This window comes from Flavobacterium sangjuense, from assembly GCF_004797125.1.
Classification (GTDB): Bacteria; Bacteroidota; Bacteroidia; order Flavobacteriales; family Flavobacteriaceae; genus Flavobacterium; species Flavobacterium sangjuense.
In genome coordinates this window covers 1,866,094-1,881,611 of the sequence record NZ_CP038810.1, presented here as the reverse complement: position 1 = coordinate 1,881,611, position 15,518 = coordinate 1,866,094, and the positions used below count along the sequence as shown (strand labels likewise).

At 36.9% G+C, this 15,518-nt stretch carries 13 protein-coding genes; 11 read left to right on the top strand and 2 right to left on the bottom strand.

All coding sequences use genetic code 11. The annotated features are described in order from the left end of the window. Positions 1-116: 116 nt before the first annotated feature. The 10 genes from GS03_RS13430 (at position 117) to GS03_RS08065 (ending at position 11,728) form a co-directional block, all read left to right on the top strand. Entirely contained in the window at positions 117-248 is a 132-nt protein-coding gene (locus tag GS03_RS13430) for a hypothetical protein (RefSeq protein ID WP_262712297.1), read from the top strand. A gap of 39 nt (positions 249-287) precedes the next feature. After that, entirely contained in the window at positions 288-986 is a 699-nt protein-coding gene (locus tag GS03_RS08105; protein WP_136152038.1) for an ABC transporter ATP-binding protein, read from the top strand. Positions 987-991: 5 nt separating this feature from the next. Beyond that, a complete protein-coding gene (locus GS03_RS08100; RefSeq protein WP_136152037.1) occupies positions 992-1,852 on the top strand; it encodes an ATP-grasp domain-containing protein in 861 nt (286 codons plus the stop codon). A 44-nt stretch (positions 1,853-1,896) separates the two neighbouring features. Continuing rightward, on the top strand, positions 1,897-2,466 hold the full coding sequence (locus tag GS03_RS08095; RefSeq protein WP_136152036.1) for a cob(I)yrinic acid a,c-diamide adenosyltransferase: 570 nt from the start codon (positions 1,897-1,899) through the stop codon (positions 2,464-2,466). Positions 2,467-2,630: 164 nt separating this feature from the next. Beyond that, the gene (locus tag GS03_RS08090; RefSeq protein WP_136152035.1) at positions 2,631-2,852 is read left to right on the top strand and encodes a DUF2795 domain-containing protein; all 222 of its coding nucleotides are present in this window, start codon (positions 2,631-2,633) and stop codon (positions 2,850-2,852) included. Positions 2,853-2,945: 93 nt separating this feature from the next. Further along, a complete protein-coding gene (secA, locus tag GS03_RS08085) occupies positions 2,946-6,287 on the top strand; it encodes a preprotein translocase subunit SecA (protein WP_136152034.1) in 3,342 nt (1,113 codons plus the stop codon). A gap of 276 nt (positions 6,288-6,563) precedes the next feature. Further along, positions 6,564-7,085, top strand: a complete 522-nt coding sequence (locus tag GS03_RS08080; protein WP_246034036.1) for a helix-turn-helix domain-containing protein — start codon at positions 6,564-6,566, stop codon at positions 7,083-7,085. Positions 7,086-7,241: 156 nt separating this feature from the next. Then, complete coding sequence (locus GS03_RS08075; RefSeq protein WP_136152032.1) at positions 7,242-8,999, top strand: Ig-like domain-containing protein; 1,758 nt, start codon at positions 7,242-7,244, stop codon at positions 8,997-8,999. A gap of 68 nt (positions 9,000-9,067) precedes the next feature. Next, positions 9,068-11,065 carry an OmpA family protein gene (locus tag GS03_RS08070; protein WP_136152031.1) on the top strand — a complete coding sequence of 666 codons (1,998 nt, stop codon included), beginning with the start codon at positions 9,068-9,070 and terminating at the stop codon, positions 11,063-11,065. Positions 11,066-11,149: 84 nt separating this feature from the next. Next, entirely contained in the window at positions 11,150-11,728 is a 579-nt protein-coding gene (locus GS03_RS08065; RefSeq protein WP_136152030.1) for a hypothetical protein, read from the top strand. A gap of 197 nt (positions 11,729-11,925) precedes the next feature. Here the strand turns inward: GS03_RS08065 and GS03_RS08055 are convergent, their stop codons facing one another. Further along, a complete protein-coding gene (locus tag GS03_RS08055; RefSeq protein ID WP_136152028.1) occupies positions 11,926-13,329 on the bottom strand; it encodes an FAD-binding oxidoreductase in 1,404 nt (467 codons plus the stop codon). Between the two features lie 88 nt (positions 13,330-13,417). After that, positions 13,418-14,329: an AEC family transporter gene (locus GS03_RS08050; RefSeq protein WP_136152027.1), complete on the bottom strand. Its 912-nt coding sequence runs from the start codon at positions 14,327-14,329 to the stop codon at positions 13,418-13,420. Between the two features lie 97 nt (positions 14,330-14,426). Between GS03_RS08050 and meaB the strand changes: the two genes are divergently transcribed. After that, the gene (gene meaB, locus GS03_RS08045) at positions 14,427-15,515 is read left to right on the top strand and encodes a methylmalonyl Co-A mutase-associated GTPase MeaB (RefSeq protein ID WP_136152026.1); all 1,089 of its coding nucleotides are present in this window, start codon (positions 14,427-14,429) and stop codon (positions 15,513-15,515) included. The last annotated feature ends 3 nt before the right edge of the window (positions 15,516-15,518 follow it).

The following is a 15,518-nucleotide window of genomic DNA, read 5'->3' as shown; positions in this document are numbered from 1 at the left end:
ATTTATGTAAAGCTTTTACACAATTGCTACATTGTTGTTTTGCAATCTGTATTTAGTCATGCAGCTGTAACAATTAAATCTTTTAGCCTACCAATAGCCAAACTAAAATTTAAATCATGGAAACTCACAACTTCTTAAAATCAAAACAGTTTAAAATACTGTTGGGGTTTGTAATTGTTTTAGGAATAATAATTATAGCGAAAGCCGGCTATGATTTTGGACAATGGTTCCATCAGGCAACAAATTAATTTTCTTTTCTTACTTTTATCAAAATTCTGCAATAAAAAATGGCAAATCCATTAATAAACATCAAAAAATTAAAACGTGATTTCCAACTCGGAAATGAAACCATCAACGTTTTAAAAGGCATCGATTTACAAATCAATAAAGGAGAATATGTAGCGTTAATGGGACCATCAGGTTCCGGAAAGTCAACGCTTATGAACCTTTTGGGTTGTTTGGATACACCAACTTCGGGAACTTATATTCTCAATGGTAATGATGTTAGCCAGATGCATGATGATGATTTAGCCGAAATCAGAAACAAAGAAATTGGTTTTGTGTTTCAAACCTTTAATCTTTTACCACGAACAACCGCTTTAGATAATGTGGCTTTGCCAATGATTTACGCAGGCCATTCCAAATCCGAACGAAATGTTCGCGCGACAGAAGTTTTGACACAAGTAAACCTTTCCGACAGAATGGATCACCAGCCCAACCAACTTTCGGGTGGACAACGCCAACGTGTGGCCATTGCCAGAGCTTTGGTCAACAAACCTTCTATTATTTTGGCCGATGAGCCTACCGGAAATCTAGACAGCAAAACTTCGGTCGAAATCATGAATCTTTTCAACGACATTCACAAAAACGGAAATACGGTTATCGTAGTTACCCACGAGGAAGACATTGCCAAGTATGCTCACAGAGTCATTCGTTTAAAAGACGGAATGATAGAAAGTGACAGTCCAAACGTTGATCATTTGTAATTGTGATGAAAATTGCCTTATTAACCTGTGAAAAATTTCCCGAACTCTATCAAACCGATCAATTCTTAATCCCGGAATTAGCCAAACATAATATCACCGCAAGTGCAACCGTTTGGGATGATACAACCATCAACTGGAACGATTTTGATTACCTGATTTTTAGAAATACCTGGGATTATTTTGAAAAAGAATACCAATTCAATACATGGCTTGATTACATTCAAACTTCAGGAATCAAAACCCTGAACGCCATTGAAATAGTCCAAAAAAACAAACATAAATTTTATCTTCGGGAATTAGAAAATCAAGGAATCAAAATACTTCCAACGGTTTTTATAGATAAAACTACAACATTAAATTTAGAAGAAATCATTCCAAAAAACTGGACAAAAGGGGTAATAAAACCAGCTTATTCCGGCGGTGCCTATCTTACCAAAGTCTTTGAAATTGACCAATTGGAACAAATTAATTTACAATACCAATCAATAGCTTCCGAAAAAGAATTATTACTCCAGGAATTCAGACCTGAAATCGTCTCGGAAGGTGAAACTTCCTTTATCTTTTTCAACAAAAAGTTTTCCCACTGTGTCAATAAAAAACCGGCGAAAGACGATTTTAGAGTGCAAATCCAATTTGGTGGAAACTATGTTTCTGCCGAACCCAATCAGGATTTAATCAATCAGGCACAAAATGTTGTAAATACGTTTAGTGAAAAATTATTATACGCAAGAGTCGACGGAATCATTATCAACAACCAACTGCATCTTATGGAAGTTGAGTGTATTGAACCCGATTTGTATTTTAATCACAGCGAAGGTTCACAACAACGATTCGTTAATGCCATTTTAGATTTAATCTCTGAATAAAACTTAGTACCTTAGCGCCTTAGTACCTTAGCAACTTTACAACCATGAAAGTCTACACCAAAACCGGAGATACAGGAACTACAGCGCTTTTTGGCGGAACTCGTGTCCCAAAACATCATATCCGAATAGAAAGTTACGGAACTGTTGATGAACTCAACTCTCACATTGGTTTAATCCGTGATCAGGAAATCAATCAGCTATACAAAAATGTGCTGATTGAAGTCCAGGACCGTTTGTTTACCGTTGGCGCAATTCTAGCAACTCCACCGGAAAAAGAAACCCTGAAAAACGGTCAACCCCGATTACAAAATTTGGGAATTGTAGAAAGTGATATCGAATTTCTCGAAAAGGAAATAGATACAATGGAAGAGGCTTTACCACAAATGACACACTTTGTGCTGCCTGGCGGACATACTACTGTGTCATATTGTCACATTGCGCGCTGTGTGTGCCGTAGAGCCGAGCGTTTAGCCACACATTTACACGAATTAGAACCAACAGATGAACTTGTAATAAAGTACTTAAACCGACTTTCTGACTACCTTTTTGTCTTGGCACGGAAGTTGTCCAAAGACCTGAACGCGGATGAAGTACAATGGATTCCGAGGAAATAGTGTTCAGTAAAAAGTATTCAGAAAGCAGTCGTTCATTGACCACTAAAAACTGAGCTCTGACCACTAAAAAAACACGTTCTTAAACATATTTAAAAATAAATCAAAAAAAACTTGACTTTTTCAGTAATAAATTTATTTTTGCATTAAATTAAAATCGATAGAAGATGTATTGGACATTAGAATTAGCATCGTATTTAAGTGATGCACCTTGGCCAGCAACCAAAGACGAACTTATAGATTACGCAATCAGAACCGGTTCGCCTCTTGAAGTAGTTGAGAATTTACAATCTATAGAAGACGAAGGTGAAATCTACGAATCTATGGAAGAGATTTGGCCAGATTATCCAACCGACGAAGATTACCTTTGGAATGAGGATGAATATTAAAAAATAAAAAATCACAAAAGAGAAAAGTCCATTGAGGGCTTTTTTTTTGTTTAAATTTGCACACCGTTAAAAATATAAAATACCAACCCAATTATGAGTTTCATAAATAGCATTATCAAAGCTTTTGTAGGCGACAAATCTCAAAAAGATGTCAAAGCTACACAACCTTACATAACCAAAATAAAAGCTTTAGAACCTGTATTAGCATCACTTTCCCATGATGAATTAAGAGCTAAAACAGCGGAGTTTAAAGAAAAAATAAAACAAGCCCGAGCAAAACAAGATGCCGAAATTGAAGCCAAAAAACTAGAGGCTGAAAATACCGCTGATATTGATTTAAGAGAAGATATCTACAACGCTATCGATGCTCTAGAAAAAGAAGCTTACGAAATTTCAGAAAAAGTATTGAAAGAAATCCTTCCTGAAGCTTTTGCCGTAATCAAAGAAACGGCACGTCGCTTCAAAGAAAATACTACCATTACGGTTACTTCAACCGAAAAAGACAGAGAACTTTCAGCAACAAAACCCTATATAACTTTAGTTGGTGACAAAACCAATTGGGCAAACCAATGGAATGCTGCCGGAAAAGAAATTACCTGGGACATGGTTCACTACGACGTTCAGTTGATTGGTGGTATCGTATTGCACGAAGGTAAAATTTCGGAAATGCAAACGGGTGAAGGAAAAACTTTGGTAGCGACACTTCCACTCTATTTAAATGCGTTGACAGGAAATGGCGTTCACCTAGTAACCGTGAATGATTACTTAGCGAAACGTGACAGCACCTGGAAAGCACCATTGTTTGAATTCCACGGATTGACTGTTGATTGTATTGACAATCATTCGCCAAACTCTGATGCGCGTAGAAAAGCTTACGAAGCAGATATTACTTATGGTACCAATAACGAATTTGGTTTCGACTACTTACGTGATAATATGGCGCATTCGCCGGAAGATTTGGTGCAAAGAAAACACAACTATGCGATTGTCGATGAGGTGGATTCGGTATTGATTGATGATGCCAGAACGCCATTGATTATTTCCGGACCGGTGCCGGATGGTGATCGTCATGAGTTCAACGAATTAAAACCAAAAATTGAAAACCTTTACAATTTACAACGTCAGTTAGCGAATGGATTTTTAACCGAAGCCAAACGTTTCTTTAAAGAAGGAAACATGAAAGATGCCGGTTTCCAATTGTTGAGAGCATACAGATCTTTGCCAAAAAACAAAGCGCTTATCAAATTCTTAAGTGAAGAAGGTGTAAAAGCATTACTTCAAAAAACAGAAAACGAATACATGGCAGACAACAACCGTAAAATGCCGGAAGTTGATGAAGCGATGTATTTTGTAATCGAAGAGAAAAACAATCAGGTAGAATTGACGGATAACGGAATCAAATTCCTTTCAAAAGATACTGACGAATCATTCTTCATTTTACCCGATATTGGAACTGAAATTGCCAACATCGAAAAACAAAATCTTGATAAAGACAAAGAAGCTGAAGCCAAAGAAAAGTTATTCCAGGATTTCGGAATAAAATCAGAAAGAATTCACACACTTACACAGTTGCTAAAAGCCTACACGCTGTTTGAAAAAGATGTAGAATATGTTATCATGGATAACAAAATTTTGATTGTTGATGAACAAACTGGTCGTATCATGGATGGTCGTCGTTATTCTGATGGATTGCACCAAGCCATTGAAGCCAAAGAGCAGGTTACGATTGAAGCGGCAACACAGACATTTGCTACGATTACACTACAGAATTATTTCCGTATGTACAGCAAATTGGCCGGAATGACAGGAACAGCGGTAACAGAAGCTGGTGAGCTTTGGGAAATCTATAAATTAGATGTAGTTGAAATTCCAACTAACCGTGGAATGGCGAGAATTGATAAAGAAGATTTGATTTACCGTTCGGTTCGTGAAAAATTCAATGCTGTTATTGAAGAAGTAACCCAATTATCACAAGCCGGAAGACCTGTATTAATTGGAACAACATCGGTTGAGATTTCAGAATTATTAAGCCGAATGTTAAAAATACGTGGTGTAAATCACAATGTACTGAATGCAAAAATGCACAAACAGGAAGCACAGATTGTTGAAGAAGCCGGAAAACCTGGTGTAGTAACAATCGCAACCAATATGGCTGGTCGTGGAACCGATATCAAGCTTACTCCGGAAGTAAAAGCTGCTGGTGGTTTAGCAATTATTGGTACCGAACGTCATGATTCGCGTCGTGTTGACCGTCAGTTACGTGGTCGTGCCGGTCGTCAGGGTGACCCGGGAAGTTCACAGTTTTATGTGTCTTTGGAAGATGATTTGATGCGTAAATTCGGTTCAGACAGGGTTGCTAAAATCATGGACAGAATGGGATTGAAAGAAGGTGAAGTGATTCAGCATTCGATGATGACCAAGTCTATTGAACGTGCACAGAAAAAAGTGGAAGAAAACAACTTCGGAACACGTAAGCGTTTGCTTGAATATGATGATGTAATGAATGCACAACGTGAAGTAGTATACAAACGTCGCCGTCACGCCTTGTTTGGTGAGCGTTTGAAACTGGATATTGCCAATATGATGTATGACACTTGCGAATTAATCGTAAGCGAAAACAAAGGCAGAAACGATTTCAAAAATTTTGAATTTGAGTTGATTCGTTATTTCTCTATAACTTCTCCGGTTTCAGCTGCCGAATTCGAGAAATTATCAGAAATGGAAATCACAGGAAAAGTATATAAAGCCGGTTTGGCCTATTATACTGAGAAAACGGAAAGAAGTGCACGTGAAGCATTGCCAATTATCACTGATGTTTACAAAAAAGAAGGAAACACTTTCGAGCGCATCATCGTTCCGTTCTCTGACGGAATCAAAACCTTGAATGTCGTTACCGATTTGAAAAAAGCTTACGATACACAAGGAGCACAATTAGTAGCTGACTTCGAAAAAAATATCACATTAGCGATTGTAGATGAAGCCTGGAAAAAGCATTTACGAAAAATGGACGAATTGAAACAATCGGTACAATTAGCGGTTCATGAGCAAAAAGATCCATTGCTAATCTATAAATTAGAAGCGTTCAACCTGTTCAGAACTATGCTTGACGGTGTGAATAAAGAAGTGATTTCGTTCTTGTTTAAAGGTGATTTACCACAGCAAAACCAAAGCATTCAGGAAGCTCGTCAGGTTCGTGAAAAACAAAATTACACCGAAAGTAAAGACGAAATTCAATCCAGCGAAAGTGCGAATCGTGAAGCAAGTCAAATGCAACAACGACCACAAGTAACTGAAACTATAGTTCGCGAAACTCCAAAAATTAACCGTAACGACACTGTTACAATCAAACATGTGATGAGCGGAAAAACCGAAACCATGAAATTCAAAAAAGCCGAAAGCATGATTGCATCTGGTGAATGGGTTTTGGTTCACTAGTAAATTTTTGAACATAATTTTATACAATCCCCAATGGTACAAACTGTTGGGTTTTTTTTTGCTTGTATCAAAAAACTGTGAACAATATAAATCTAAATAAGAATTATACAAAAGTATTAGTGCAAAGTAAATTAGATTTGCGCCGTCAAATGGAGTACCTTTACTGGAATCGGAAATATAAAAACTATTGGATTTCAAAAGTTGCTTCCTTTTATAACGCAATTCTCATTTACATTGAAAATACACATTAAATATATGGTTTCGCTTCGTTGCAAAATGGCAGTAAAAGAGGAATTAGACAAATTAAAATTAGAACACTCTACAGTAGATTTAGGTGAAGTCACGTTAAAAAAAACCATTCATGGTGAAGATAGAGAATTACTCCGCAAAGGCTTGTTAAAAAAGGGGTTGGAATTGATGGATGATAAAAAATCAATGCTCATCGAGAGGACCAAAACTGCCATTATAGAACTGATTCACTACTCAGAAAAGTATCCTAAAGTAAATATTTCAGAATATTTGAGTAAAGAGTTAGATTATAATTATACGCATCTTGCTAACCTTTTTTCAGAAGTTACCGGAACAACAATCGTCAATTATATCATTCTGAACAAAATAGAACGTGTTAAAGAATTGCTTTTGTATGATGAATTATCGTTAACGGAGATTAGTTTCCTGTTGGAATATAGTAGTGTAGCCCATTTATCACATCAGTTTAAAAAAGTAACCGGACTAACACCAACCTATTTTAAAAAAATAAAACAATACAAAAAACGCATTCAACTGGAAGAATTGTAATAAAGTCTATAGCGATAAATACAATCCTCAATGGTTCAAACTGTTGGGGATTTTTTATTTCATTTTAGAAAACCGTGAATTTTACAACTATAACAAATAGTTGTATAACAATAGCTAGCTAGTAAAAGTCACCTTTGTCTTTAATTTAAAAACAAAATGAGAAAAAAAAACCTACTAGTCACATTAGCTATTGCTATTGTAACTTTAATTACTAGTTGTGCTAAGGATGATTTTCAGGAAGCCTTAGGCGTGTGCCCAATCGTAACAGCAACTAATCCTTTAGATGGTGCTACAAGCGTGCCATTAAACAAAATCATTACGGTGACCTTCAATGAAGAGATGAATCCCGAAACAATTGATTTGACTTCATTTACTATTGTTGGCGCATCCACTATTGCGGGAACAATATCCTATTCGGGAACAACAGCAACCTTTACACCTGATTTTAATCTAACACCAAACACTACTTATGTTGGTAAGGTTACAACAGCTGTTAAAGATTTAAACGGAAATGCCCTACAACAAGATTATATTTGGACATTCACTACGGGTTCTACTTTACAACCCAGAGTTATAGCAACAAATCCAACAAATGATGAAACCAATGTAGTATTGAATAAAGTGCTTAGCGCTTCGTTCAATATGCCTATGAATCCGTTGACAATAAACACAACGACTTTCACCTTAAAACAAGGAGTGACACCTATATCGGGTGCAGTTACTTATTTTGGCAACACTGCTTTTTTTACACCAAATGTTAATCTGAGTGCCAATATGGTTTACACCGCTACTATTACGACTGGAGCTGAAAACACAGCAGGGACTCCTATTAATATTGATTACACATGGAGTTTTACAACTGGTACTATCATTGCTCCCAGAGTAATTTCAACAAGTCCTACACCAAATGAAAATGGTGTACTACTTAATAAAGTAGTTACTGCAACATTTGATATGACTATGAATCCGTTAACAATACCGGCAAGTTTTACACTAAAACAAGGAACAAATACAATAAACGGAAATGTAACTTATCTTGGTACTACAGCTTCATTTACACCCAATAGTCCTCTTTTAGAAAATACTGTTTATACCGCAAGCATTAGCACAACAGCCAAAAATGTTGCCGGAGTAGCGTTGGCTAATGATTATGTATGGAATTTTACCACTTTGAATAATTCTATAGCTCCTAACTTAGGAACAGCAGCCATGTTTGGAGCCTTTGGCGGAAACGCCGGGGTTACCAATCAGGGGTTGAATACGGTTATTAATAACGGAAGTATTTCAACTACAGCGGCTTCTACACTTGTAACTGGTTTTCATGATGCTACTGCAATTTATACGGAAACACCTTTGAATAAAGGTTTTGTAACAGGTGCCATTTATACAGCACCACCAGCACCGGGAACTGCGACTTCATTTGCTATTGCCACACAAGGTTTAGCCGATGCAAATGCAGCTTATTTAAGTATTTCTCCGGCTTCTATGCCCGGCGGAACTGATCCTGGAGCAGGTGAATTAGGAGGTCTTACTTTAACGCCCGGAATATATAAATCCGCCAGTGGTTCATTCAATATCAGTAACGGAAACCTAACATTGGATGCGCAAGGTGATCCAAATGCGGTATGGGTTTTCCAAACAGCTTCAGGTTTAACTGTTGGAATAGCCGGACCAACCGGAGCTAAAAGTGTCAACCTTATCAATGGTGCCTTGGCTAAAAATGTCTTTTGGTATGTAGGAAGTGCTGCAACCATTAACGCTGCCGGCGGTGGTGTGATGGTAGGAACTATCATTGCCAACTCGGGAGTGACGTTTTCAACAGCAGGAAATGCTGCTCAAACTGTATTGAACGGAAGAGCACTTTCGCTTATAGCGTCAGTTACCATGGTGAATACTACTGTAAACGTACCTTAATTAAAAACTTTTATTTCTTCTACACTAATAGAATCCCTTCTTCGGAAGGGATTTATAAACATACAATTATGAAAAACAATAATTTAACACCCATGACCGCTCAGAATATCGAGGTCAGCAATTATAAAACTATCCTTTTTTCCTTAGTTTTATTGTGCGGCTTAACTTCCGCATACGCACAGGAGACACAATATAGCAAACCCAAATGGTGGTTTGGCGCAGCAGCAGGAACCAACTTTAACTTTTATAGAGGTTCAACTCAGCAACTAAATGCCGATTTTACATCACCGACTGCTTTCCATAATGGATTTGGTATCGAATTATATTTGGCTCCAACCATAGAATATCACGCACCAAATTCCCGTTTTGGTTTTATGTTACAAGCAGGTTATGATGATAGAAGTGGTAAATTTAATCAAGTGATTACTCCTTGTGATTGTCCAGCCGATTTGAAAACCAAATTGAGCTACATCACAATTGAACCAAGTTTACGTTTTGCTCCTTTTAATGGTAACTTTTATTTATATGGTGGACCAAGAATAGCATTCAATCAGTCAAAATCTTTTGAATACCAATTGGGAACCAATCCTAATTTTCCTTTGCAGCCTGCCAATCCAGCTGTAAAAGGTGATTTGAGTGACGTTAAAAACACTATAGTTTCAATGCAAATTGGAATGGGTTATGACATTCCGATAAACTCAGAAACTGCCAAAACTCAATGGGTAGTATCACCATTTGTGGCTTATCAACCTTACTTTGGTCAAAATCCACGTTCTACTGAAACGTGGAATGTATCTACTTTAAGAGCCGGTGTAATTCTGAAATTTGGTCAAGGTCATCCAATAGAAACTGCTGTTGCGGGTGAAGCACAACTTACTGTTACGGCTCCAACGCAACAAACTACTGCTCGAAAAGTAAGAGAAGTGTTCCCAATTCGTAATTATGTGTTTTTTGATGCGGGTTCATCAGAAATATCAAGCCGTTATATTTTACTTAAGAAAAATCAAGTGGCTGATTTTAAAGAAGACCAAATCTCATTTGATACTCCAAAAAACATGTCAGGTCGTTCAGAACGTCAGATGGTAGTATATTATAATATCTTAAATATTCTTGGTGACCGAATGGGTAAAAATCCATCAAGCACAATTACTTTAGTAGGTTCTTCTGATAACGGTGCTGATGATGGTCGTGCCATGGCACAATCTATCAAGAACTATTTGGTCAACGTTTTCAGTATTAATGGAAACCGTATCGCCATTGAAGGAAGAGTAAAACCTGTAATCGCTTCTGAGCAACCTGGTGGAACTTTAGAACTAGCTTTATTGAGAGAAGGAGACCGAAGAGTTTCTATTGAAAGTTCATCACCAGCCTTGTTAATGGAATTTCAAAGTGGTCCCGAGGCGCCTTTGAAACCTATCGAAATTATTTCTATGGAACAAGCAGTCAATAGTGACGCAGTAGTTTTTGATACATCAGCCTCTAAAGAAAGTTTCACCACTTGGTCTGTTAATTTAAAAGATTCTAGAGGCAAAAGCAAAAACTACGGTCCTTTTGCACAACCAAAAGTTAGCATTCCTGTCAAAACCATATTGGGTAATCAGCCCGAAGGTGACTATATGGTAACTTTAACGGGAACAACTGCTGCTGGTAAAACCTTGACTAAAGAAACTACCGTGCATATAGTGCCATATGTAGCACCAGTAGTTCAGGAAAGCATTCGTTTTAGTGTATTGTATGAATTCAATGAATCAAAATCGATTGCTATTTATGAAAAATATTTAACCGATATCGTAACCCCTAAAATTAGAAATGGTGACACCGTTATTATAACAGGACATACAGATATCATTGGTGAAACCGATTATAACAAAAATTTATCTTTGGCCAGAGCCAACGATGTAAAAGGAATATTAATAAAAAGTTTGGCTGATGCAGGCACTAACAACATAACTTTTGATATTCATGGAGATGGGGAAGATGAAAATCTCGCACCATTTGAAAACAAATATCCTGAAGAGCGTTTCTATAACAGAACCGTTGTGATTGATATTTTGACAAAAAAATAGCTTTTAGTCTAATCACTTTAAATTATCCTCAATGGCAAAAACTGTTGGGGATTTTTTATATTTGAATATCAAATTTAAATGAAAATGAAAAATCTAATACCATTATGCTGTTTTTTCCTAAGCATTTCAGCTTTCTCACAATCATCTGAAAGTATGAAAGTAGCTTCCAAAAAATTTTATGAAGCCAATTACCTAATGGATTTTGAAGGCATTGTTTCATTATTACATCCAGAAACAGTAAAGAGCATTGGCAAAGATTTGATGCTCGAAAAACTCGATAAATATTATGGAAACGATGAATACCGTTTACGCGAACAATTGGAAACGTTGCCTTTTCAATATGGTGTAATCAAGAAAATAGAAGGCAAATCGTTTTGCGTGATTACCTTCAGAAATCCATTGCGTTACTTTTTTGAAACCAAATTAACTACTGAAACATCTGCAGAAAAAGCCACTTGGTTAAAGCAAATTACTAAAAGTAAAGACGTAACATTTGAACCCAAAAGAAATAGCTTTAACGTAAGAAGAACGACAACTTATGTAGCTGTCATAGATGAAACAACCAACAATGAATGGAAGTTTTTTAACTTGGATGATGCCAATCAGTTAGCTTCTTTTCAGGCGATTTTTAGCGAAAGCATAAAAAAACAATTGGGTTTATAAAAAATAGTATTTACCTTTATCTCACTATTACTAACCATTCAAAAATATTTATACCATGGCAAAAGGAAAAGACGTTCAGAAAGCCGTAAAAAAAGAACCTCTGAAGACGGCAAAAGAAAAGAAAGCTGAAAAACGCGAAAAGAAAAATTCTCCAAAAAGAGATTAATAAAAATCCCGAGCAATCGGGATTTTTATTTTTATAACTCATCAGGGAAAATCTTTCCCGGATTTAAAATATTATTATGGTCAAAGACGCGCTTTATACTTTCCATCAACTCCAAATGTGCTTTGGAAAAGGCAATGTCCATAAAATTCTTTTGTACATAACCAATGCCATGCTCGCCCGAAAGTGTTCCTTTTAGAGAAACCGTTAGTTCAAATATTTGACGAATTCCCAATGGCACTTGCGTTTCCCAATTATCATCGGTCATATCGCCTTTGATTATATTGACGTGAAGATTTCCATCTCCGGCATGACCATAACAAACCGATTTGAAACCATACTTCTCTCCTATTTTCTTGATTCCGGATAATAATTCAGGAAGCATATATCTTGGTACAACGGTGTCTTCTTCTTTATAAATTGAATTCGATTTAACGGCTTCAGCCACTGAACGACGCATTTTCCATAAAGCAGCTTTCTGGTCTTCGGTATCCGCAAACAAAACCTCATCGATATCGAACTGTTCAACAACTGTCATGATTTTTTCGGCTTCAAGCATCAAAATTTCAGGATAATTTCCATCGACTTCAATCAACAAATGCGCCTGGTGTTCGGGTTTGACATTTACACTAATTCCTTCAACCAAACGTAACGTCCAGTCAATCGCTTCGCGTTCCATAAACTCTAAAGCACTTGGAACAATTCCCGCTCTGAAAATCGCAGAAACAGCTTCACAAGCTTGGGCTGCATCATAGAACGGAACCAACATTAATACATTATGATTGTTTTTTGGCAACAATTTTAAAACTGCTTTTGTAATTACACCAAGCGTTCCTTCACTGCCTACCATCAATTGAGTCAAATTATATCCTGTAGAATTTTTGAGTGTGTTTGCGCCTGTCCAAATGATTTCACCATTGGGTAACACCACTTCTAAATTAAGCACATAATCTTTGGTCACGCCATATTTAACAGCTCTTGCTCCGCCTGCATTTTCGGCAATATTTCCACCTATCCAACAACTTCCCATACTGCTTGGATCAACAGGATAGAACAAGCCTTTTTCGGCAACAGCTTCACGCAATACCTGATTAATAACGGCTGGTTCAACTGTGACTTGCAGATTTTGCTCGTCAATTTCCAGAATTTTATTCAGACGTTCCATTGACAAACCAATACCTTCATAAACCGATAAAGCACCACCACTCAAACCAGTTCTGGCGCCAATTGGCGTTGTCGGAATTTTATATTCGTTGGCCACTTTTAGTATAGCTGAAATTTCCTGAGCATTTGCCGGTTTAACAACAACGTTTGGCGGAAAAACATAATCTTCTGTTTCGTCGTGACCGTAATGATTTAAGATTTCTTTATCAGTGAAAATGAAAGAATCACCAACTATATTGGATAATTTTTGAAGTATTTCGGGAGATAATGACATGAGCTATAATTTGAAAAGTAAAAGTAACTATAACAAAAGAAAAAGGCAAATACTTTTTGAATTGCCGTGGGTTTAAACCCATGGTAATTTAAAATGTGTTTAAAATAAAATACCAAAAAGCTAGTGTCAGGAAAGATAAAGGTATTCCAATTCCCACCATCATACTGCTCAATTTTGGTTTTAAACCATAATTCGAAGCTAAAATGGCTCCAGTAATCATTGGCGCCATTGCCGATTCCATGACAGAAACATCAACTGCTAAGCCTTTGCCTCCTAATAAAATTTTGTAAAGCAAAAAGAAAATCGCCGGTGTAATAATTAATTTAAAAAGTAATCCCAACCGGAGAAATTTCCAATGCTGGCTTCGTTTATCAACCTTTAACTGCAAGCCGACGGAAACCAAAGCTAATGGAGTTACCGTTGCGCCTAATTTTTGAAAAACCGTATCAAAATGTTCATTAAAATCAACTTTCAAAACATTCATAGTTAACGCAATGACAAAACAAATAAAAGGTGGAAACAGCAAAATTTTTCTAACAATATCGCTTGAGCTTGTATTGCCTTTGGCAAAAATTCCGGCCGTAATAATTCCAAGTGTTGCCATGACGACAAACGTTCCCGGTTGATCGACTATGATGGCTGTTTTTAAACCTTCGTCACCATAAAGCGCCTGAATTATCGGAAAACCAACAAAGGATGTATTACCCAAACCTGCTGTAATTATCAAACAACCGATAAGCCGATTGGGCCAACCTAATTTTTTTCCGATAACATAGAAGAAAACAAAAGACAAGAGAAATCCAATCCAGGCTACGCCTAATGGATAAAGTAAATCCGTAGAAATCGAAACCTTAGGAATATAATACAAAGCCAGAGACGGCAAAGCAATATAAATTATAAATTGGTTAAGAGCTAAGTGTCCGCTTTTTGGAAAAGCTGCTACTCGTTGCATACCCAAACCCATGAGTAAACAGAGAAAAATCAACAGAATGTTATCCATTCGAGGTAAAAAATTTATTCTGCAAAGGAAAGGCAAAAAAACGGAAAAGAATTATTGGCAAACAATATTTTACTAAATTTACCCAAATGATTTTCCTTTGAACGAAAAGCAAAACAAAAAATCAGCACTACACGAAAAAGAAGGTATTCCGCAGCCGGAAAGTTTCAGTGCTTCTTCATTGGAAAAAATTTCCAAAAGCAGAAAAATACAACCTTCGGCAACTGAATTGATTACCGGTATTTTAGCGCATGATAAAGTGGCTTTAAGTCGTGGAATTACTTTGGTAGAAAGTACCAATCTCACTCATTTGGCGAAAGCCAATGAAATAATTAGTGGCTGTTTGCCTTATGCAAATAAATCGGTTCGAATAGGAATTACAGGCGTTCCCGGCGTTGGAAAATCAACATTTATTGAATCTTTTGGAAAGTACCTGACTTCATTAGGAAAAAAAGTGGCAGTCTTAGCCATTGATCCAAGCAGCACTATTTCACACGGAAGTATTTTGGGCGACAAAACCCGAATGGAAGAATTGGTAAAAGACGAAAACGCCTATATCAGACCATCGGCTTCGGGAGAAACTTTGGGTGGCGTAGCTCGAAAAACTCGTGAAACTATTATCCTTTGTGAAGCGGCAGGATTTGATACTATCATTATTGAAACGGTTGGTGTTGGACAAAGCGAAACCGCGGTTCACTCGATGGTTGATTTCTTTTTATTGCTAAAAATATCCGGTGCCGGCGATGAATTGCAAGGTATCAAACGTGGCATTATGGAAATGGCCGACGCTGTTGTCATCAACAAAGCCGATGGCGATAATATCAATAAAGCCAAACTAACCAAAACCGAATTCAACCGCGCGTTGCATTTATTTCCTGCAAAAAAATCAGGTTGGATTCCAACTGCGGCGACTTGTAGTGCCATTACCAGAGAAGGAATTGACAAGGTTTGGGAAACGATTTCCAATTATTTTGAGTTGGTTAAAGCCAATCATTATTTTGAAGAAAAGCGCAAAGAGCAAAATCAATATTGGATGATGGAAACCATCAATGAGCAGTTAAAATCCAATTTCTACAATCATGCAGACATCATAAAACTATTGGAAGCAAATAAAAAAGCAGTAGCCAATAATGAAATCTCACCTTTTGCTGCTGCTATGCAATTGCTGGAAAAGTATTTTAAAAAATAAAAC

Excerpts from the sequence above, each read along its gene's own strand:
- GS03_RS08080 (WP_246034036.1), top strand. The coding sequence starts at position 6,564 with ATGGCAGTAAAAGAGGAATTAGACAAATTAAAATTAGAACACTCTACA.
- GS03_RS13430 (WP_262712297.1), top strand. The coding sequence starts at position 117 with ATGGAAACTCACAACTTCTTAAAATCAAAACAGTTTAAAATACTGTTG.
- GS03_RS08075 (WP_136152032.1), top strand. The coding sequence starts at position 7,242 with ATGAGAAAAAAAAACCTACTAGTCACATTAGCTATTGCTATTGTAACT.
- GS03_RS08065 (WP_136152030.1), top strand. The coding sequence starts at position 11,150 with ATGAAAAATCTAATACCATTATGCTGTTTTTTCCTAAGCATTTCAGCT.
- GS03_RS08070 (WP_136152031.1), top strand. The coding sequence starts at position 9,068 with ATGAAAAACAATAATTTAACACCCATGACCGCTCAGAATATCGAGGTC.
- GS03_RS08095 (WP_136152036.1), top strand. The coding sequence starts at position 1,897 with ATGAAAGTCTACACCAAAACCGGAGATACAGGAACTACAGCGCTTTTT.
- GS03_RS08090 (WP_136152035.1), top strand. The coding sequence starts at position 2,631 with ATGTATTGGACATTAGAATTAGCATCGTATTTAAGTGATGCACCTTGG.
- GS03_RS08105 (WP_136152038.1), top strand. The coding sequence starts at position 288 with ATGGCAAATCCATTAATAAACATCAAAAAATTAAAACGTGATTTCCAA.
- GS03_RS08100 (WP_136152037.1), top strand. The coding sequence starts at position 992 with ATGAAAATTGCCTTATTAACCTGTGAAAAATTTCCCGAACTCTATCAA.
- GS03_RS08050 (WP_136152027.1), bottom strand. The coding sequence starts at position 14,329 with ATGGATAACATTCTGTTGATTTTTCTCTGTTTACTCATGGGTTTGGGT.
- secA (WP_136152034.1), top strand. The coding sequence starts at position 2,946 with ATGAGTTTCATAAATAGCATTATCAAAGCTTTTGTAGGCGACAAATCT.
- GS03_RS08055 (WP_136152028.1), bottom strand. The coding sequence starts at position 13,329 with ATGTCATTATCTCCCGAAATACTTCAAAAATTATCCAATATAGTTGGT.